The sequence below is a fragment of the Streptomyces sp. NPDC048269 genome (genome assembly GCF_040652395.1).
GTDB lineage: Bacteria > Actinomycetota > Actinomycetes > Streptomycetales > Streptomycetaceae > Streptomyces.
Window position 1 is genome coordinate 1 of sequence record NZ_JBEZLW010000003.1, and the last position, 18,968, is coordinate 18,968.

20 protein-coding genes and 1 pseudogene are annotated in these 18,968 nt (G+C 71.8%); 10 read left to right on the forward strand and 11 right to left on the reverse strand.

The annotated features are described in order from the left end of the window. The 5 genes and pseudogenes from AB0D48_RS03985 to AB0D48_RS04005 form a co-directional block, all read left to right on the forward strand. Window positions 1–183, forward strand: a pseudogene (locus AB0D48_RS03985) (hypothetical protein); the annotation flags it as partial. A 218-nt stretch (window positions 184–401) separates the two neighbouring features. Beyond that, entirely contained in the window at window positions 402–1,517 is a 1,116-nt protein-coding gene (locus AB0D48_RS03990) for an aliphatic sulfonate ABC transporter substrate-binding protein (protein WP_362391093.1), read from the forward strand. A gap of 34 nt (window positions 1,518–1,551) precedes the next feature. Continuing rightward, window positions 1,552–2,370 (forward strand): ABC transporter ATP-binding protein, encoded by an 819-nt coding sequence (locus AB0D48_RS03995; RefSeq protein WP_362390510.1) that lies wholly within the window; start codon window positions 1,552–1,554, stop codon window positions 2,368–2,370. After that, entirely contained in the window at window positions 2,357–3,256 is a 900-nt protein-coding gene (locus AB0D48_RS04000) for an ABC transporter permease (protein ID WP_362390512.1), read from the forward strand. Before AB0D48_RS03995 ends, AB0D48_RS04000 begins: the two co-directional genes overlap by 14 nt. Before the next feature lie 5 nt (window positions 3,257–3,261). Further along, on the forward strand, window positions 3,262–4,023 hold the full coding sequence (locus AB0D48_RS04005) for a CbiX/SirB N-terminal domain-containing protein (RefSeq protein ID WP_362390514.1): 762 nt from the start codon (window positions 3,262–3,264) through the stop codon (window positions 4,021–4,023). 274 nt (window positions 4,024–4,297) lie between these two features. On the opposite strand, the gene AB0D48_RS04010 is transcribed toward AB0D48_RS04005, so the two are convergent. Next, window positions 4,298–5,299, reverse strand: a complete 1,002-nt coding sequence (locus AB0D48_RS04010; protein WP_362390516.1) for a 2-dehydropantoate 2-reductase N-terminal domain-containing protein — start codon at window positions 5,297–5,299, stop codon at window positions 4,298–4,300. Between the two features lie 44 nt (window positions 5,300–5,343). On the opposite strand from AB0D48_RS04010, the gene AB0D48_RS04015 reads away from it, so the two are divergent. Next, the gene (locus AB0D48_RS04015) at window positions 5,344–6,192 is read left to right on the forward strand and encodes an aldo/keto reductase (RefSeq protein WP_362390518.1); all 849 of its coding nucleotides are present in this window, start codon (window positions 5,344–5,346) and stop codon (window positions 6,190–6,192) included. A 3-nt stretch (window positions 6,193–6,195) separates the two neighbouring features. On the opposite strand, the gene AB0D48_RS04020 is transcribed toward AB0D48_RS04015, so the two are convergent. From AB0D48_RS04020 to AB0D48_RS04030, 3 genes are all read right to left on the reverse strand, one after another. Then, the gene (locus AB0D48_RS04020) at window positions 6,196–6,852 is read right to left on the reverse strand and encodes a DUF4360 domain-containing protein (RefSeq protein WP_362391095.1); all 657 of its coding nucleotides are present in this window, start codon (window positions 6,850–6,852) and stop codon (window positions 6,196–6,198) included. A gap of 72 nt (window positions 6,853–6,924) precedes the next feature. Further along, a complete protein-coding gene (locus tag AB0D48_RS04025) occupies window positions 6,925–7,578 on the reverse strand; it encodes a DUF4360 domain-containing protein (protein WP_362390520.1) in 654 nt (217 codons plus the stop codon). 252 nt (window positions 7,579–7,830) lie between these two features. Beyond that, window positions 7,831–8,379, reverse strand: coding sequence for a DUF1697 domain-containing protein (locus AB0D48_RS04030; protein WP_362390522.1), 549 nt, complete (start codon window positions 8,377–8,379; stop codon window positions 7,831–7,833). 151 nt (window positions 8,380–8,530) lie between these two features. Here AB0D48_RS04030 and AB0D48_RS04035 point away from each other — a divergent pair, with 151 nt between their 5' ends. Then, on the forward strand, window positions 8,531–9,352 hold the full coding sequence (locus AB0D48_RS04035) for a hypothetical protein (RefSeq protein WP_362390524.1): 822 nt from the start codon (window positions 8,531–8,533) through the stop codon (window positions 9,350–9,352). Between the two features lie 60 nt (window positions 9,353–9,412). On the opposite strand, the gene mgt is transcribed toward AB0D48_RS04035, so the two are convergent. The 4 genes from mgt to AB0D48_RS04055 are packed head-to-tail and all read right to left on the reverse strand — an operon-like array spanning window position 9,413 to window position 13,769. Beyond that, window positions 9,413–10,615, reverse strand: a complete 1,203-nt coding sequence (gene mgt / locus AB0D48_RS04040; protein WP_362390526.1) for a macrolide-inactivating glycosyltransferase — start codon at window positions 10,613–10,615, stop codon at window positions 9,413–9,415. Window positions 10,616–10,657: 42 nt separating this feature from the next. Then, window positions 10,658–11,965, reverse strand: a complete 1,308-nt coding sequence (locus tag AB0D48_RS04045) for a sugar ABC transporter substrate-binding protein (protein ID WP_362390528.1) — start codon at window positions 11,963–11,965, stop codon at window positions 10,658–10,660. Next, entirely contained in the window at window positions 11,965–12,870 is a 906-nt protein-coding gene (locus AB0D48_RS04050) for a carbohydrate ABC transporter permease (protein WP_362390530.1), read from the reverse strand. Before AB0D48_RS04050 ends, AB0D48_RS04045 begins: the two co-directional genes overlap by 1 nt. Beyond that, the gene (locus AB0D48_RS04055; RefSeq protein ID WP_362390532.1) at window positions 12,870–13,769 is read right to left on the reverse strand and encodes a sugar ABC transporter permease; all 900 of its coding nucleotides are present in this window, start codon (window positions 13,767–13,769) and stop codon (window positions 12,870–12,872) included. Before AB0D48_RS04055 ends, AB0D48_RS04050 begins: the two co-directional genes overlap by 1 nt. 151 nt (window positions 13,770–13,920) lie before the next feature. Between AB0D48_RS04055 and AB0D48_RS04060 the strand changes: the two genes are divergently transcribed. Then, on the forward strand, window positions 13,921–14,775 hold the full coding sequence (locus tag AB0D48_RS04060; RefSeq protein ID WP_362390534.1) for an aminoglycoside phosphotransferase family protein: 855 nt from the start codon (window positions 13,921–13,923) through the stop codon (window positions 14,773–14,775). Then, the gene (locus AB0D48_RS04065; protein WP_362390536.1) at window positions 14,775–15,389 is read left to right on the forward strand and encodes a hypothetical protein; all 615 of its coding nucleotides are present in this window, start codon (window positions 14,775–14,777) and stop codon (window positions 15,387–15,389) included. The genes AB0D48_RS04060 and AB0D48_RS04065 overlap by 1 nt, the downstream gene beginning before the upstream one ends. Window positions 15,390–15,469: 80 nt before the next feature. On the opposite strand, the gene AB0D48_RS04070 is transcribed toward AB0D48_RS04065, so the two are convergent. After that, a complete protein-coding gene (locus AB0D48_RS04070; RefSeq protein WP_362390538.1) occupies window positions 15,470–16,066 on the reverse strand; it encodes a DUF2867 domain-containing protein in 597 nt (198 codons plus the stop codon). A 96-nt stretch (window positions 16,067–16,162) separates the two neighbouring features. Between AB0D48_RS04070 and AB0D48_RS04075 the strand changes: the two genes are divergently transcribed. After that, entirely contained in the window at window positions 16,163–16,723 is a 561-nt protein-coding gene (locus AB0D48_RS04075; RefSeq protein WP_362390540.1) for a TetR/AcrR family transcriptional regulator, read from the forward strand. Window positions 16,724–16,751: 28 nt separating this feature from the next. Here AB0D48_RS04075 and AB0D48_RS04080 read toward each other — a convergent pair whose 3' ends face one another. Then, window positions 16,752–17,477, reverse strand: coding sequence for an exonuclease domain-containing protein (locus AB0D48_RS04080; RefSeq protein ID WP_362390542.1), 726 nt, complete (start codon window positions 17,475–17,477; stop codon window positions 16,752–16,754). Between the two features lie 104 nt (window positions 17,478–17,581). Further along, window positions 17,582–18,844, reverse strand: a complete 1,263-nt coding sequence (locus tag AB0D48_RS04085) for an SAV2148 family HEPN domain-containing protein (protein ID WP_362390544.1) — start codon at window positions 18,842–18,844, stop codon at window positions 17,582–17,584. Window positions 18,845–18,968 lie beyond the last annotated feature (124 nt).

Here is an 18,968-nt window from a genome sequence, read left to right on the forward strand (position 1 = left end):
GTCGTCGTGCGTACCGCCGAACCCCTCGCGCTCGACGCGTACGCCGACTCCCGCCGCACCGGGTCCTTCCTCCTGATCGACCCCGCCGACGGCACTACCCTCGCGGCAGGCATGGCAGGCGAATCCTTCGCGTCGAAGGCCGAGACCACCATCCAGGCGGACGAGGAAGGGTGGGACTTCTAGCCCATGCTTCCCGACATCTACTCCACCTTCGCGAAGGAGGGCGGCCGCGTAGGCAGCGGCGTCCTCGGCAGCGGCCAGGGAGGGGTGGCGCGATGTGCGCGATGACGTACGCGCACCGCATGCGCGCCCCCCGTGAGCTGTACCTGCCCCTGCTCCACAGACGAAGACGTGCGTCATGAGATGACCACGTCACGAGAGGAAGTCCTCCCGTGCCTGCCATCCGCACCACCCGGACCACCCTGCGCCGCAGCGTCGTTGCCGCGGCCGCCCTGCCGCTGCTGATCGGCGCGCTCGCCGCCTGCGGCTACGGCTCGCAGGCACAGAAGACAGAGGGCACGAAGGCCAACGCCGCGGCCGACGGCAAGAAGTTGTCCGCCTCCGAGGTCCGTGTCGGGTACTTCCCGAATCTGACGCACGCCACCGCTCTGGTCGGCCTCCAGGAAGGCCTGATCGAGAAGGAACTGGGCGCCACCAAGATCAAGCCGCAGTCCTTCAACGCCGGCCCGTCCGAGATCGAGGCCCTCAACGGCGGCTCTCTCGACATCGGTTTCATCGGCCCCTCCCCGTCGATCAACGCCTACGTCAAGTCCAAGGGCTCCAACCTGCGGATCATCTCCGGTTCCGCCTCCGGCGGCGTGAAGCTGGTCGTCAACCCGGACAAGATCAAGACCCTGGACGACCTCAAGGGCAAGAAGATCGCCACCCCGCAGAAGGGGAACACGCAGGACGTCGCGTTCCTCAACTGGATCTCCCAGAAGGGCTGGTCGGTCGACGCGGAGTCCGGCAAGGGCGACGTCTCCGTCGTCCGTACGGACAACAAGGTCACCCCCGACGCCTTCAAGCAGGGCTCGATCGACGGCGCCTGGGTGCCCGAGCCCACGGCCTCCAAACTCGTCTCCGACGGCGGCTCCGTCCTCCTCGACGAGACCACCCTGTGGCCCGACAAGAAGTTCGTGATCACGAACGTCATCGTGTCGCAGAAGTTCCTCAAGGATCACCCGGACGTCGTCGAGGCCGTCCTCACCGGCACGGTGAAGACCAACGAGTGGATCAACGCCAACCCGGAGAAGGCGAAGGCCTCCGCCAACGCCAAACTGGCGGCCGACAGCGGCAAGCCCCTCGACGCGAAGATCATCGACCCTGCGTGGCCCAGCATCGCGGTCACCGACGACCCGCTGGCCTCGACACTGAAGACCCAGTCCGAGTGGGCGGTCAAGGCCAAGCTCATCGAACAGCCCGACCTGGCCGGGATCTACGACCTGACGCTGCTGAACAAGGTCCTGAAGGCCGCCGGCAAGCCCGAGGTCTCCGACGCCGGTCTCGGCGCCAAGTAACCACGAAATCCAGCATCCCCAGGAGGTGACGACCATGGCCACCACGCTCGCCAAGGCTGCCGAAGGCATCGCAGCGCAGCAGACACACGCCGCGCGCATCGAGCACGTCTCGAAGTCCTTCTCCGGCCCGGCCGGATCACAGCTCGTCCTGGACGACATCAGCCTCGATGTCGCTCCCGGAGAGTTCGTCACCATCCTGGGGGCCTCGGGATGCGGCAAGTCCACCCTGCTGAACCTGGTCGCGGGCCTGGACAAGCCCTCCACGGGATCCATCCAGACCCCCGGCGGCCGTCCGGCGCTCATGTTCCAGGAACACGCCCTCTTCCCGTGGCTGACCGCGGGCAAGAACATCGAACTCGCCCTGCGCCTGCGCGGGGTGGCCAAGACCGACCGCAAGCCCGAGGCCGAACGGCTGCTCGAGCTGGTCCGGCTCACCGGCGCCTACGGCAAGCGCGTGCACGAACTGTCGGGCGGTATGCGCCAGCGCGTGGCCCTGGCCCGGGCACTCGCCCAGGACAGCCAACTACTGCTGATGGACGAGCCGTTCGCCGCCCTCGACGCCATCACCCGAGACGTCCTGCACGGCGAACTCACCCGCGTCTGGGAGGCCTCGAACAACAGCGGTTCCACCGCGGGCTCGCTGTCCGTCCTGTTCGTCACGCACAACGTGCGCGAGGCCGTGCGCCTGGCCCAGCGCGTGGTCCTGCTCTCCTCCCGGCCCGGCCGGGTCGCGAAGCAATGGACCGTGGACATCCCCCAGCCGCGCCGCATCGAGGACGCGGACGTCGCGGAGCTGTCCCTTGAGATCACTGAACACCTGCGTGGGGAGATCCGCCGCCATGGCCAGCACTGACACCGCCCCCAAGACCACGGCCACCGGCAAGCAGGACGACCTGGCGGGCCTGGAAGCCGGCCTGGACGCCCTGGACGCGGTCCAGACCCACCGCACCCCGGTCCGCGAGATCCTCCTCAAGAAGGTCCTCCCGCCGTTCCTGGCCATCGGCCTCGTGCTCCTGGTCTGGCAGATCCTCGTCTCGGCGAAGGTCACCGAGGAGACCAAGCTCCCCGCCCCCTCCGCGGTGTGGGACAGCCTGGCCGGCATGTGGCTGGGGGGCACGCTCCTGGACGTCGTCTGGACCAGCGTCTCGCGCGGACTGCTCGGCTTCCTGCTGGCCCTGGCCATCGGCACCCCGCTCGGCCTGCTCGTCGCCCGGGTGAAGTTCGTCCGCGCCGCGATCGGCCCGATCCTCCAGGGCCTGCAGTCCCTGCCCTCGGTCGCCTGGGTCCCCCCGGCAGTCCTCTGGTTCGGCCTCAACGACGCCATGATGTACACGGTCATCCTGCTGGGCGCGGTCCCCTCCATCGCCAACGGCCTCGTCTCCGGCATCGACCAGATCCCGCCCCTCTACCTGCGGGCCGGCCGCACCCTGGGCGCCACCGGCCTCAGCGGGGCCCGCCACGTCGTCATGCCGGCCGCACTGCCCGGCTACCTCGCCGGCCTCAAGCAGGGCTGGGCCTTCTCCTGGCGCTCCCTGATGGCCGCCGAGATCATCGCCAGCTCCCCCGACCTCGGCCTGGGCCTGGGCCAGCTCCTGGAGAACGGCCGCAACAACATCGACCTCCCCGGCGTGTTCCTCGCGATCATCCTGATCCTCGTCGTCGGCATCGCCATCGACCTGCTCATCTTCAGCCCGGTCGAACGCTGGGTACTGCGCAGCCGCGGCCTGCTGGTCAGGTGATTCCCGTGTCCCCCGCACCGGCACTTGTGGTCATCGCCCACGGCAGCCGCGACCCGCGGCACGCGGCGACCGTGCACGCCCTCACCCGGCGGGCCCGGACGCTGCGGCCGGGGCTGCGGGTGGAGACGGCGTTCCTGGACTTCAACACCCCGTCCGTGGGACAGGTCCTGTCCTCGCTGTACCTCTCGGGCGTACGGGACGTCGTGGCCCTCCCGCTCCTGCTGACGCGGGCGTTCCACGCGAAGTCCGACATCCCGGCGGCGCTGGCCGAGTCGACGGCCCGGCTGCCGGGGCTGTCGGTCCGGGTGGCCGATGTCCTCGGCCCGTCCCCGCTCCTCGTCTCGGCCCTCGAACGCCGGCTGGCCGAGGCCGGACTCACCCCGGCGGACCGCGCCACCACCGCGGTGGTGCTCGCGTCCGCCGGATCCACAGACCCGGAGGCGATCGCAGCGATCGCTGAAACCGCGCGGGAGTGGCGGCACACCGGTTGGTGCGCCGTGCGGCCTGCGTTCGCCTCCGCTGCTCTTCCCCGTACGGAGGATGCCGTACGGGCCCTGCGCGCCGAGGGCTTCGCCCGGGTGGCGGTGGCGCCCTACGTCATCGCCCCGGGGCGCCTTCCGGACCGCATCGCGGCGGGCGCCGAAGCCGCGGGCGCGGACGTGATCGCCCCGGTCCTGGGCGCCGCCCCGGAACTCGCCCGCCTGCTGCTGCGCCGCTACGAGGCCGCCGCCGCTGCTCCCGCGAGGCTTCCGGCCCTGACGGCCTGACCCGCCAGGGCCAGATGCGGCTCCGTGTCCCGGGGCTCCGCCCCGGACCCTCCCCCAGACTCCGTCCGGGGGGACCCCCACGCCTCAAACGCCGGCGAGGCTGAAATTGCCCTGCGGGCAACCCAGCCCCAGCCAGGCGGACGGCATCAGCCGAATCCAGCCCCGCCGGCGATGGCACGGGGCGCGGGGCGGAGCCCGGATGGGGAGCCCCGCCGGCGATTGAGGCGCAGGTCCGGGCAGCGCCCAAGTAGCCCCGCGCAGCGGCTGCGCCGGGCTACACGCGGGCCGCGGCCTCGTCCGCCAGGACCGTCAGGTCCGTGATGGACATCGCGCCCGGAGGAAGGGCCTCGCGGGCGAAGATGTTCGCCGCGTGCCGCAGGACGTCGTTCACCGGCGTCGGAACTCCGTGCAGGCGGCCCAGCAGAGAGATCTCCCCGTTGAGATAGTCGGCCTCCACAGAGCCCGTCCCCCGCGCCAGGCTCTGCCACGACGACCCGCCCCGAACCTCCGGCGGCTGGTTCACCTTGCCGTCGCGCGCCTCCGCCTGCTCGGCCTCCGAGGCGTACGCGATTCCCGCCGCCGCGAAGGCGGCCTTCGCCTCGGCGACGGCCCGCCCCAGCAGCGCCGCCTTCGCGGCGTCCGGCTCGGGCCCCGTCGTGGCCTGGATCGCGTTGCCCAGGTTCCCCAGCAGCTTCGCGTACTTCCACCGCATCACGTCCTCGACCACCGGCGCCTCGAAGCCGGCCTTCCCGAGGTCCGCCGCGACCGCGCGGGACACGGCGTCCGTGCCGCCCGCCGCAAGGCCCACGTGCAGGATGCCGGTCAGCGGCGCGCACAGCGCGGAGACCACGCCCGGCTCCAGGAAGGTGGAGGGCAGCCATACGCACACCCCGTACACCCGCGCGAAGCGCCGTAGCGCCAGCCGTTCGCTCTCCACACCGTTCTGCGCGCACAGCACCGGCAGCCGCTGCGCCGCCGTCCCGCCGCCCGCGACCTCCGCGTCGCCCCACGCATCCAGCGCGGCGATCGCGTCCTGCGTCTTCACGGCCAGCAACAGCACGTCGTCCGGCCGCAGTTCGCCCAGTTCGGCCGGCCCGGTGACCACGGAGGGCCGGTGCACCCGGGTCCCGTCGGCCGTCGTGAGCCGCAGTCCGTCCGCCCGAAGGGCCTCCGCATGCGCGCCGCGCGCGACGAGGACGACCTCGCCGCCCGCCTCCGCGAGCCGTCCGCCGATGGTGGCGCCTACCGCGCCCGCGCCGATGATGATGTAACGCATGCCCCGAGCGTGGCACATCCGGTGTCCCGCGTTACGGTCGGGGCATGGTGAACGAGGTATTCGCTCTCGGTGGGGACCTGCCCGTGCGGCGGCTCGGTTTCGGTACGGGCGGCCTGGTCGGCCCCGGTTACTGGGGCCCGCGCGGCGGGCGCGCCGAGGCCCGTGAGCTGCTGCGCACGGCGGTGGAACGCGGGATCACCCTCATCGACACCGCCGACAACTACGGCCCCGACCTGGCCGAGGAGCTGATCGCCGACGCCCTGCACCCGTACGGGGAGCTGCTCGTCGTCGCCACCAAGGGCGGGGTCGTGCGCACCGGCCCGGACCAGTGGCACGTGGCGGGTCGCCCCGAGCAGTTGCGGGCGATGTGCGAGGCGAGTCTGCGGCGGCTGCGCGTGGAGCGCATCGACCTGTACCAGCTGCACCGCTTCGATCCGGCGGTGCCGATGGCGGAACAGCTGGGCGCGCTGGCCCAGTTGCGCGAGGAGGGCAAGATCCGGCACATCGGGCTGGACACGGTCACCGCCGAGCAGCTGCGCGCGGCCCTGGAGTCGGTCCCGGTCGCCTCGGTCCAGAACGCGTACAACCTGCTGGACCGAGGCGCGGCCGAGGTGCTCGCGCTGTGCGAGGCGCGCGGGATCGCCTTCCTGCCGTACTACCCCCTGGGCAGCGGCTCCCTGACCAGGGAGAGCGCGGCCGCCGTCAGCGCGGTGGCGTCGGCGCACGGCGCGAGCCCGGGTCAGGTGGCGCTGGCGTGGCTGCTGCACCGCTCGCCCGTACTGTGCCCCACTCCGGGCACGGGTTCGCCCGTCCACCTGGCGGAGAACCTGGACGCGGTGACGGTCCGGCTCACCGCGCGGGAGCTGGAGTTGCTGGACGCGCTGGCCGTCTGACGGCTAAGGCGTCGGGCACACCTGCCAGGCGAGGTGGTAGAGGGTACTGACGCTGGCGTCCGTGGAGTCCATGGCCATGAAGCTGGTGGACGTCTGCGGGTTGGAGGTGCCCGCATTCACGCGCAGTTCGGTATTGATGTTGAAATTGCGTTTTTCTCCGCACGGCGCCCAGACCAGATCGGCGTATTCCGTCTTGTCCGTCGATTGCCAGTTGTCGTTGAACGGCCCGTTGAACTGATGGGTCCGCTGGGAAGTCTGGGGCATTCCCTGGAAGTAGTAGTTCGCCCGTTCCTGACCCCAGGCGCCGGGCTGCAGGAATGCGAATCCGCGGTAGTCCGCCTGGACGATGGCGTAGGTGAAACCCGAAGGTACGTGAACGCGGAGATTGAGCTGGCAGTTCTTGCGGAATGCCGTGGGCGGGGCGCCGGGGCCGACCTGCGCGAGGTATTCACTGTAGGTGACCGTGAAGGCGGTGTTGTCCGGTGCGACGGCCACTTCGGCGGTGCCTTCCGGACAACCGGATCCGTTGACCGTGGCGAGCTCGATCACGATCTTGTCCGGCGGCGCCGTGATCAGCGGGCCGTGACCGGCGGCACCGGCCGGCGTCGCCGTGGCGATCAGCGCGGCGGCCGCGCCGATGGTGAGCAGGGTACGAGACAGGGAATGAGACATCGTTGTCACTCCTGGCCATGAGTCGGGTTCCTGCACTCACTCGGTGTCGGGCTGCCGGTGTCAGACCGCGGCGCATTCCTTCCAAGCGAAGTGGTAGACCGTGCTGACGCTGCCGTCCGTCGAGTCCATGCTCATGAAGCTCAAGGCCTGCGGGTTCGACGTCCCCGCGTAGACCCGCAGTTCGGTGTTGACGTTGAGGTTGCGCTCCTCGCCGCACGGTGCCCAGACCAGGTCGGCGTACTCCGTCTGATCGCTCGCCTGCCAGTTGTCCGTGTACGGGCCGTTGAACTGGTGGGTCGTGCGGCCCGTCTGCGCGGAGCCCTGGAAGTAGTAGTTCGCGCGCTCCTGGCCGTAGGCCCCGCGCTGGAGGTGTGCGAAGCCGCGGTAGTCGGCGCGGGCGATGGCGTAGGTGAAGCCCTGGGGCACGTGGATCCGGAGGGCGAGCTGGCAGTTCTTGCGGAACTCGGTACCGCCCGTGTCGGCTCCCGCCTGGGCGAGGTAGTTGCTGTACGTGACGGTGAAGGCGGTGTTGTCGGAGGCTGCGGCCACGTCCGCGGTCCCCTGCGGACACCCCGAGCCGTTGACTCCGACCACGTCGACCGTGATTCTCCCGGGCGGGTACGTGGCATCGGATACGGCATCGGCCTGCGCGGGTGCGGCCACGGCCGATAACACCGCCACCGCCGCACCGACGGTGAGTCTGCGGAGCAGCATCTTCTTTTCTCCATTCGTGCGGACCGGCCCTGAATTGGGCACGCACATGTCACCACGAACAGATGGGACGGGGAAGGGCGCGATACGGCCAACGGCCCCTGGCCGCATTCTCTGGCCGGTTCCGCGCAGGGCCCCGCTCCCCTCCCCGCTCCCCTCCCGCCCCCCTCATCAGCCCGGTCCTCCGCCACGGGCGGCCACCGCCGGTCCGCCCGCAGCGCGGGTGAATGACCAGAACCACCCGCGCGCGCCCGCTCAATCCCGGGTCAGCTCCACGAGCTTGGCGACGGTGTTCCAATTGCGGCTGGTGGCGTCGATGCCCTTGAGGACGGAGGGCTTGAGCAGGGCCGGGGCCAGTTCGGAGCGGCCCAGGCCCTTCGGGGCGTAGAGGTAGATGACGCGGTCGCCGATGCGGTACTCCTCCGGGAGGTACGCCGCCCCGTCGATCGCGGCGAACCGTTCCGGGCCGGGCTGCGCGGAGAGGAAGGTGGCGTGCAGCTGCTTGCCCTCCAGCTCGGCGGCCGGGAAGGGGCAGGCCCCGGCCACTGCGCGCAGGTACGCGCCGTCCATCACCAGGCACGCGACCGGGAAGCCGAAGTGGGCCTCGATGGCCGCCGCCAGCTCCCGGGCGAGCGCCGTCGGGTCCTTCTTCGTGCTGCTGAAGACGGCGTTTCCGCTCTGAAGGTACGTCTGCACGTCTCCGTGACCGAGCCCCTCCAGCACGGAGCGCAGCTCCGCCATCGGAACCTTCTTGCTCCCGCCGACATTGATGCCGCGCAGCAGCGCCGCGTATTTCTTCGCCATGGGCCAACCCTAGAGGCTGTCCCGTATTCCCCGGCGGGCGCACGTGGTCCTTCCGCCGGGACCGAGCCGGAACCGGGTGCACCGCGCCGGCGTCTCTGCCGCCGCAAGTGGAGAGCACCGTCGGCACCGACCACCTGGGGGAGCATCCGCGATGACCTGGAGAGCCTGGAGAACCTGGAGAGCACTGATCGCGAGTCTGGCCGTACTCGTCGGCGTGACCGCCGCCGGAGCGTCGCCCGCCCATGCCGGCCTGGACGGGCCGGTGGCGGCCTACGTGGACCAGCACTGCGGTACGGACACCATCGGGAGCGGTACGGCGGCCATCGCCGTACCCGTGGACCGGATCACCCTGAACCTGGAGGCCGTCGGACACGACCCCGCCAACTCCGAGATCACCGCTGTCTACACCATCCCCGGCACCAGCAAGTACGGCACTCTCTTCGGCCGGTTCGACCCGGTCAGGGGAAACGTCGCCTTCAACTACACGGTGGACCGCCCGCCCGCGGACTCGACGCTGAGCCTCAGCTACGAGGTCGTCTGGACCGACGGCACCTCCTACAGCAACACGCTGACGCACACCCTGCTCCACTGCACGCGGGACAATACGAGCGGGGCCGAGCAGTGGTACCCCCACGCCTACGCCACTGTCTTCCAGCAGTGCACCAGCATCAATCTCCGCATCGGCGGACGGCCAGTCTGGGTGCGCGCGGAGGACGTGACCGTGCACCTCTCGCACTACCCCTTCGACGCGCCCCGCTTCGCGGGGCAGCCGGTCTGGGCCGACTACTGGATCCCCGGCCGGAAGGGCTACACCTCGGGAGCGTCCGGCGCCGCCGACTCCAGCGGTGATGCCTGGCTGACGTTCCGGCTGATCGCCCCGCCCACCGGCGCCGAACTCGACATCCTGTCGAGCGTCAGGGACACCTCCACCCGCACCTTCCCCGTGCACAAGTGGGTCACGATCGCCTGCTGACCGGAGGTGACCGGGCGAAGTCACCGGGTCGGGCCTTCCGTGGTGCAGGCAAGGCGCCCCCTACGGCAGTTCGGCCTCGATGAGGTCGGCGGCCTGGCGCGTGCCGCCCTCGCCGGCCATCTGCGCGCGGACGGCTTCGGCCCGCGCGGCGACCTCGGGGTCCTTCACGAGGGCGAGCACCGCCTCCCGCAGGGTCGCGGCGTCCGCCTGGTCCATCGGGACGTGCCGGGCCACGCCGAGCGCGGCCAGCATGTCGGCGTTGCCGAACTGGTCGACGGCCTGCGGGACGGCGACCATCGGGGTGGCGGTGGCGAGACCCTCCTGGCTGCCGCCGGCGCCCGCGTGGGTGATGAAGGCGTCGGCCTGGCGCAGGATGTCGAGCTGGGGAACCCAGCGGTGGACCTCGACGTTGGCGGGGATCGGACCGAGCTCGGCCTCGTCGGTGAACTTGCCGATCTGCAGGACCACGTGCCAGTCGGGCAGGTCCCCGAAGGCGTCCATGCAGGCGCGGTAGAAGGCGGGCTGCTTGGTGAAGGCGGAGCCGAGCGAGACCAGCAGCACCTTCTTGTCCCCGGCCGACTCCGGGCGCTGCCAGCGCCCCTGGGTCGCCGCGCGGTCGCCGTGGCAGGCGCCGACGAAGGTGTACACGGACTCGTCGACGCGGTCGGCGTTCGGCTGGAGCGCCCGGGGGATCAGGACGAGGCTGCGGCGCGGGCGGCCCTGGAAGCGGTCGACATCACCGCCGAGGCCGTTCTCGGTCAGCCAGGCGGCGAACCTGGCGTAGTACGCCTGTCCGCGCTCCGACGCCTTCAGCTCGGCGATCATCGGCCCGGCGACCTCCTCCTCGTACCCCTCCCAGGCGACCAGGTTCGGCGAGAGGGAGACGGCGGGGACTCCCCAGCGGTGGGCGAGTACGGGTGCCGGGTAAGCGGTGATGTCGTGGATGACGAGGTCCGGTTCGTCGCCCTCGAAGGCGGCCGCGAGCTGTGGGAGCGCCTGTACGGCGTCGTTCAGGAAGGGCTCCAGGTTGTCGATGAGCTCGGTGCCCCACGCCTCGGGGTCGTCGTCGGTGGGGAGGGTGGAGGTCCAGATGACCGGCGTGGCACCGGCCTCCGCGATCTTCTCGGCGAAGGCGGCGGGGATGGCGTAGCTGACGCGGTGGCCCCGGGCGACGAGTTCCCGGATCACTTCGATGCTCGGGTTCACGTGCCCGTGGGCGGCGATGGAGAACATGGCGATGTGTGCGGGCTTGGCTGAGGTCATGCCTCAACACTAACGAGACGATACGTCTCGTGCAATGTGAATTCATCTCTGGTACCTCGCGAGCACCCGGTTCCCGTCCTCCACCAGGCGTTTCTCCAGCTCCGCCAGATCGATGGCCCCGCTGTAGAACTCCTGGAGCGCCGACGTCGCGACCTTGTCCTTCCACTCGGGATAGCCGCGCACCGACTGGGCGGGCGCGGGACGCAGCCCGCCCGCCAGAGCCGCGCCGACGGCCCAGCCGAGCTCCGGGGTGCACAGGGCGGGGTCGGCCAGTGCCTGCGTGCCGGTCGGCAGCATCCAGTCGCCACGGGCGAGGCGGACCATGTTGGCCGGGCTCAGCAGGAAGTCGACGAAGGCCGCCGCCTCCTTCTTGTGCGGGCTGTCCCGCGCGATGGACAGGGTCTGCGGGCTCACCCCCTGCATCGGCCCGCCGAGGCCGTCCGCCCCCGCCGGCGGCGGCAGCACCTGCCAGGCGAAGCCTGGCGGCGCCTGCCGCGCGATCTGCTGGCGGTACGAGAACCCCAGCGGCACCATCGCGTACCGGCCGCCGAAGAAACCGGGCAGGGTGTCGGACCCGCCCATGCCGAGGGTGGCCCGGGAGGCGCTGTGGTCGGTCCCGGTCTGGGCCCGGATGGTGGCGGGAACCACGGCGTCGCCCTCGGACCAGCGGAGGACTGCCTTCCCCGCGTCGTCGCGGTGGAAGAGCCGGCCCCCCGCGGACAGGCCGAGGTTGAGGGTGGCGGAGACCGGGTCCTTGAGCGGCCAGGCCACGCCGTACCGTCCCTCGCCGGTGAGCTGCCGGGCGGTCGTACGGAACTCCTCCCAGCTCCAGGGGGCTTCGGGGGTGGGGATGCGGACCCCCGAGGCGCGCAGCAGCTCCGTGTTGGCCATCAGGACCCTGGGTTCCTGGAGGAAGGGGACTCCGTACACGCCGCCCTCGCCACCGAACGTCACGGACTCCCAGGAGGCGGCCGGGACATCGGTCTTGAGCCGGTCGGAGAGCAGGGGACGCAGGTCTGCGAGGTAGCCGCCGTAGGCGAAATCGGCGAGGTCGTCGGAGGCGTCGTGGATGACGTCGGGAGCCTCGCCGCCCTCGAAGGAGGTCAGCAGCTGGTCGTGGACGCTGCTCCAGCTGCCCTGGACGTACTGGACCTGGACCTCGGGGTGGGCGGCGTTCCACTCCGCGACCAGGGCCTTGTTGGCGTCGACGGACTCCTTCTGCCAGGCGAGCGACTGGAAGCGCAGCCGCACCACCCCGTCGGCCACTTCCCCTGGCGCGGCGCATCCGCCGAGAAGCCCGGCCACCAGGGCGAGCACCCCGGCCACGGCCCGCCACCTGCGGATCCTCATCAGCTCTTCACCGCCCCGGCCAGCATGCCGCCGGTGATCCGCTTCTGGATGACCGAGAAGACCACCAGGGAGGGCAGGGTCGCGAGGAAGGCCGCGGCGGCGAGCGGGCCGAGGTCGGCGGCGCCCTCGGCGCCCAGGAAGTGGGTCAGGACGACCGGCAAGGTCTGCTTCTCCGGGGTCTTGAGGAGGACGAGGGCGAAGAAGAACTCGTTCCAGGCGGTGATGAAGGCAAAGAGCGCGGTGGCCACGATCCCCGGCGCCAGCAGGGGCGCGACCACCGACACGAGGGTGCGCAGCCGCCCGGCCCCGTCCATCGCCGCCGCCTCCTCCAGTTCCGGCGGGACGGCCCGGACGTACCCGACCAGCATCCACAGCGCGAACGGCAGCGACCAGACGACGTAGACGAGGATCAGGCCCGGCACGGAGTTGACCAGGTGCAGGTTCTTCAGCACCAGGAACAGCGGAATGATCACCAGTACGAAGGGGAACGCCTGGCTGACCACGACCCAGCCGGTGGCGGCGGTGGCCAGCCGCCCGCGCCGGCGGGCGAGGACGAAGGCCGTGGGAGTGGCGAGAACGACCGCGATCACGGCGGCGCACACCGCTGCGGTCAGGCTGTTCAGCGCCGCGTGCAGCAGGGGCTGCTCGGCGAAGGCCTGGCGGAAGTTGCCGAGGGTCGGGTCCGCGGGGATCCAGGTGGGGTGCAGACTGCCGAGCTCGCGCGCGGGCTTGAAGGCGGTGGAGACCAGCCAAAGGAACGGGAGGGCGAGGAAGACCAGGTAGGCGGCGAGCGCCGCGTACTGGGCGGCGCGTGAGGCCCGGGAGGCCCCGGAGGCCCCGGAGGCCCCGGAGGCCCCGGAGGCCGGGACGACCCGTGCGGCCCGTACCCCGCGGCGCGGCGCCATCAGGAGTCCTCTCCCCTGAGCCGCCCGGCCAGGTACACGGCGAGCAGGAGCGAGATCACCGCGACCATCACACAGCCCATGGCCGCGGCGTACCCGAACTGGCCGTAGCGGAAGGCCTCTTCGTACGCGAAGAGCATGGGCAGCCGGGTGCGGCCGCCGGGCCCGCCGTTGGTCAGTACGTAGACCAGGGCGAAGGAGTTGAAGTTCCATATGAAGTTCAGCGCGGAGACGGACAGCGCCACCGGCCGGATCGCCGGCCAGGTCACCGTCAGGAAGCGGCGCCATGCCCCGGCGCCGTCGAGCGCCGCGGCCTCGTGGAGTTCGTGCGGGGTGTTCTGGAGCCCTGCCAGCAACGCGACCGTGGTCTGCGGCATGCCCGCCCAGATGCCGACGACGACCACGGCGGGCAGGGCGGTGGCGAGGCCGCTGAGCCAGTCGGTGTCCCCGGCGAGGCCGAGGCCGGAGAGGGTCTCGTTGAGCACCCCCGCGTCGGGGTGGTAGACGAGCCGCCACATGATGCCGACCACCACCTCGGGCATGGCCCACGGAATGATCGCGAGCGAGCGCGCCAGCCAGCGGAACCGGAGGTTCTGGTTGAGCAGCAGGGCGAGACCGAGGGCCAGCAGGAACTGCGGGACGGTGACCCCGACCGCCCACACCAGGCCGATCCGGAACGACTCCCAGAACAGCCGGTCGTGGAGCAGGTCCTGGAAGCCCCGGAGCCCCACCCACTGGGTGGGTGCGGTCCGGCCGGACTGGGAGTCGGTGAAGGCGAGGGCGATGCCGTAGAGCAGCGGGCCGACGCTGAGCACCAAGATGGGTATGAGGGCGGGCAGGACCAGGAACCAGGCTCCGTGGTCGGCCCGGCGGCCCGTGTGCACGGGGGCGGCGGCGCTCACCTTCACCCCCTTCTCGGCGGGTCGTCCGGGTCGTTCCCCGCAGACGGCCGGGTTGCGGTCATCGTGCGCAGGGCCCGGTGCCACGTCAATGCATCACACACCCGGATGGGAGACTTGGCGCATTCACGACGATCCGGATCCGGAGAACGACATGGACGAGGCGCGGGCCAGGGACCTCCTGGCGGCCGCCGGCCTGGGCGGTGGCGCCGCGCTGCTGGCCCTGGGCGAGAACGCGGTCTTCGCGGTCGGGGACCTGGTGGTGAAGGTGGGGCGCGCGGACCCGGCGCTGCTCGGCCGCGCCGGGCGTGAACTGGCCGTCGCGCACTGGCTGGCCGGGGCCGGCATCCCGGCGGTCCGCGCGGCCGAGCCGGAGCCCCGACTGGTGGCCGGGCACCCGGTGACGCTGTGGCACCGGCTCCCGGACGCGGTGCGCCCCGCGGGCCCCGAGGACCTCGCCGTACTGCTGCGGCAGGTCCACACCCTGCCCCAGCCGCCTTTCCCGCTGGCCGCGCGGGACCTGCTGGGCGGCGTCGAACGCTGGCTCCGGCTGGCCGCGGACGCCATCGACCCGGCGGACGCGGCGTACCTGCGGGCCCGCCGCGACGCCTACGCCCACGAGGTGGCCGCACTCGTGCCGCACCTGCCCCCGGGTCCGATCCACGGCGACGCGCTGCCCCGCAACGTGCACGTCGGCCCGGACGGTCCGGTCCTGGTCGACCTGGAGACCGTATCGGCCGACCTGCGCGAACACGATCTGGTGGTGATGGCCCTCTCCCGCGACCGGTACAGCCTGCCCACCGAGTCCTACGAGGCGTTCGTGCGGGCGTACGGCTGGGACGTCCGCGACTGGGAGGGCTGTGCGGTGCTGCGCGGGGCCCGTGAGACGGCCAGTTGCGCCTGGGTCTCCCAGCACGCCCCGGCCAACGCCAAGGCGCTGGCCGAATTCCGCCGCCGCGTGACCTCCTTGCGCGAGGGGGACCGGGAAGCGCGCTGGAGCTCGTTCTGATGAAGCTGCCCCTGACCATCCACCAGGCCCGCCTCGGCGCGGCCGAGTTCAAGGTGATCCGCCCCGCCCGGCCGCCGGAGCGGGCGGTTCTCTTCGACGACGCCTGGTACCTGAACGCCTACGTCGACCAGGAGTCCGCCCGGCTCATGGCCGGGCTGTGGACCCTGGCCGCCTCCTCACCGCGCTCGCTGATCCATCTGCCGCTGCGGGGTTCCCGCCCGGGCACGGAGTCACGCGGGCTCGACCTCGTCCTGCTCCACCACTCGCTCCAGTTCGCTCCTTCGCGCTGGAAGGAGGTACGAGGACGGCTCGGCCCGGGCCGGCCTCACAGCGTCGCCCTGCCCGTCGCGGACCCGGACATCGACCACGCGGCCCTCCACCACGCGGAGAACCTCGACGTGTTCCGCCAGCACCTCCACGCCGAGACCCTGTTCGTGACGGGCAGCGCGAAGGTGTTCCGCGCGACCGCCGGCGTCTTCCGGCAGGTGGCCGAGGAGGGCCCCGGGCACGTCCGCGACGGATCGCGCCACGGGCACTACTGCGTGCAGGTGCGCTGCGGCGACGCCCGCGCCCGGGACATCCACGTCGAGTACACCGACGAGTGGGCGGCGTAGGCCCGCCGGATCCGATCAGCCCGGTCGGCCCGCCCGGTCGGCCCCGTCAGCCCGGTCGCCCCGGTCAGCCGTCGGCCCGGTCAACCCGCGGCCCTTTCGCCGGCGCGCGCCTGCCACTCGCGCCCGATCCCCCGGATCAGCGCGGGATACACCCCCAGGTACCGGAAGGGCTTGATGCCCCACATGTACAGGGCGCCGAACCGTCCGTTGGGCTTCACGAGGACGGCCATCTGGCCTCGGTAGCCACCCGCCCCGTCCGGGACCCAGCCGATGTGCATCACCCCGTGCACGGTCCGGTTGCCCATCTCCGCCACCCACTCGTCGTGCGTCTGGTAGACGGAGGTGAACGGAACCGCCGTCAGGTCCGGCCCGCTGGGACCCTCGCGGAGGTCCGCCGGGAGCCGGTCCCGCAGCGTGGACAGCCGCCCGCCGACGCCGTCCTCGGCCTTGTCCCAGCCGAGCAGTGCCCCGAGCTTCCAGCGGATCGCGAAGAGCGCGCGCCCCACCGGGGAGGGGACCGGATCCCCCTTGCCGTGCGCGAACTGGTCCACGAGCAGAGCGAGGTCGTCGGGACCGCCTGGAGTCGGCAGGGCCCACACGTCCTCGACCTGGAAGTCGCCGGCGATCTCGTGGATCCGCCAGGGACGGGAGGTGTGTGCGGTTCTGGGCAGTCTCATGAGCGGGCCCCTATCTATACGATGCCGTATAGAAGAAGACTAGCCCCCGTCTATACGGCACCGTATAGACGGGTGAGACGTGAGCGGAGACACATCATGGGCACGACCCGTACGCCTCGCGGCACATGGATCGAGGAGGGACTGCGGGCGCTCGCCGCCGGGGGCCCCGAGGCCGTCCGGATCGAGTCGCTCGCGCAGGCGCTCGGCGTCAGCAAGGGCGGCTTCTACGGGTACTTCGCCAACCGGGGCGCGCTGCTCACCGAGATGCTCGACACGTGGGAGCGCGAGGTCACCGACGCGGTGATCGAGCGGGTCGAGAGCGGCGGCGGGGACGCCAGGGCCAAGCTGGACCGGCTGTTCACGATCGTCGCCTCGTACGGGGACAAGCCGATGACAGGCGTGGCGGTCGACCTCGCGATCCGCGACTGGGCCCGGCGCGATGACGCCGTAGCGCAACGGCTCCGGCGCGCCGACAACCGGCGGATGGACTACCTGCGTTCGCTGTTCGGCGAGTTCTGCCACGACGAGGACGACGTCGAGGTCCGCTGCATGCTCACCTTCTCGGTGCGGATCGGCAGCTACGTCGTCGCCGCCGACCACGGCGGTCGCAGCCGCGCGGAGGTCATGGAGCTGACGCGGAACTGGCTCCTGCGCTAGGTAGGGGGGTCTTCACCTCGCCGCGCGCTCAGGCGCCCGCCGGGACCAGACCCCGCAGCGGCCAGGCCGTGTCGATCACCGCGTCCGGGGTGCCCTGCCTGCGCAGGTAGGACTGGAAGTCCCGGGCCCAGCGGGCGTGCCAGGTGCCCTGGCGGGCGTGCAGGTCGGCCGGGGTGAGCGCGGCCACCTCGGGGTGGCGCGCGGCTATCGCCCGGGCCACCTCCACCGCGGCCAGCGCGTCCGCCCCGGCGTCGTGCGCGTCGTCGAGCGTGACCCCGTACACCCCGCAGACCGCCTCCAGCGTCCGCTTGCCGCGCCGGTAGCGGTCGACGGCCCGGTCGATGGTCAGCGGGTCCACCACCGGCCCGGTCTCCGCACCGCCCAGCCGGTCGGCCAGCGACGGCAGCCCGTGCCGCGCCAGTTCCGCGGAGAGCAGAGTGAGGTCGAACGCCGCGTTGTACGCGACGACCACCGCGCCGCTCCGCCAGTGCCCGACCAGCGCCCGCGCGACCTCGTCCGCGACCTCCCGCACCGGGCGGCCGTCGGCGACCGCCCGCTCGGTGCTGATCCCGTGGATCGCCGCGGCCTCCTCCGGGATCGGTATCCCCGGATCCGCGAGCCAGCCGCGCCGTCCGCGCACCTCACCGCCCCGCACCTCGACCACCGCCGCCGTCACGATCCGCGACTCCCCCGGCTCCGTGCCGGTCGTCTCCAGGTCGAACCCGATCAGCACACCGCCGTACCAGTCCCCCATCACGCGCCCTTCCCCCCGTACACCCTCGGTCAACGGCTTTCAGCCTGCCACGGGCCACTGACAAGCCGTCCGCCGGGGCCGCGGCCGGGGCGCGGACACCGCTGTCACGACACCGGCCGGGAGTCCTCCCACACCGATTCGAATTCCTCGCGGTACGTCGTGAACAGTCCGTGGTCGGCGTCCTTCGGGACGCCACGGCCGCCGCCGCGCAGCACCAGGACCGGGGACTCCATGCCGCGCGCCCGGCGAAGGTAGGACTGGACGACCGCGATGCCCGAGGACTGGCCCTCCACCAGATAGGCGGTGAAGCGCGGGGTCTCGTCGAACACGTGGATCTCGAAGCGCGAGGGATCGCGCAGGCCCGCCCGCACCCGGCGGACGTGCAGGATGTTCATCTCCACCGAGCGGCTCAGCTCGCCCTTGCGCAGCCCGAGCTCCCGCTCGCGCCGCTTGACGGCGCTGCTCGCCGGGTTCAGGAACAGCAGCCGCACCCGGCAGCCGGCCTCCGTGAGTCGAACGAGTCTTCGCCCCGAGAAGTTCTGGACCAGCAGGTTGAGCCCTATGCCGATGGCGTCGAGCCGTCGCGCGCCCCCGAACAGGTCCTCGGCCGGGAGCTGGCGCTGGAGCCGCACCCGGTCCGGGTGGACCGAGATGACGTCCGCGTACCGGTCGCCCACCAGGTCCTCGACGGCGTCGATCGGCAGCCGGTCCGCCGACGGGCTTCCCGCTCCCCCGCCCAGCACCTCCAGCAGCCGCGCCGAGGCCCGCTCCGCCTGCTCCAGCACCGCCCGGGAAAGGGCCCGGTTGCGGGAGACGACGTTGCGGGTGACCTCCAGCTCGTCCAGTGCCAGCTCGATCTCGCGCCGGTCGTCGAAGTACGGTTCGAAGCAGGGCCAGTGCTGGACCATCAGCTCCCGTAGCTGCGGCAGCGTCAGGAAGCTGAGCACGTTGTCGTCGGCCGAGTCGAGCAGGTAGCCCTTGCGCCGGCTGACCTCGCGCACCGCCACGGCCCGCTGCACCCACTCCTGCCCGGCGGGCCCGGCGGCGGCGACGACCCAGTCGTCCCCGCCGTGCACCGGCTCGTAGACCGGCCGCAGCACCGCGCCGACCACCGAGCGCAGCCGCTGTTCGATGAGATTCAGCCAGATGTACGCACGGCCCGCCCGCTGCGCCCGCGTACGGACCTCGCTCCAGGCCTCCGCGCTCCAGTCCAGCTCGGCGCCGGCCCGCGCGACGCTCCCGGTCGCCTGCGGGGCCAGCGACACCGCCCCGGCCGGCACCCCACCGGGTGTCGCGCCTGCGGCGTCCGCCGGGCCGCCCTCGTGACCGTTGTCACCAGGGGGCAGCTCCAGACCTCCCGAGCTCACCCGTGCACCGCCTTCTGCGTCTGGACGCCCGTCTCCAGTGATCACGGAAGGGTACTCCGCGCGCGCGGCCCGGTGCAGCCCGATGGCCCGTACAACGGCTGTCCGTTGACCCATTATCCGATGC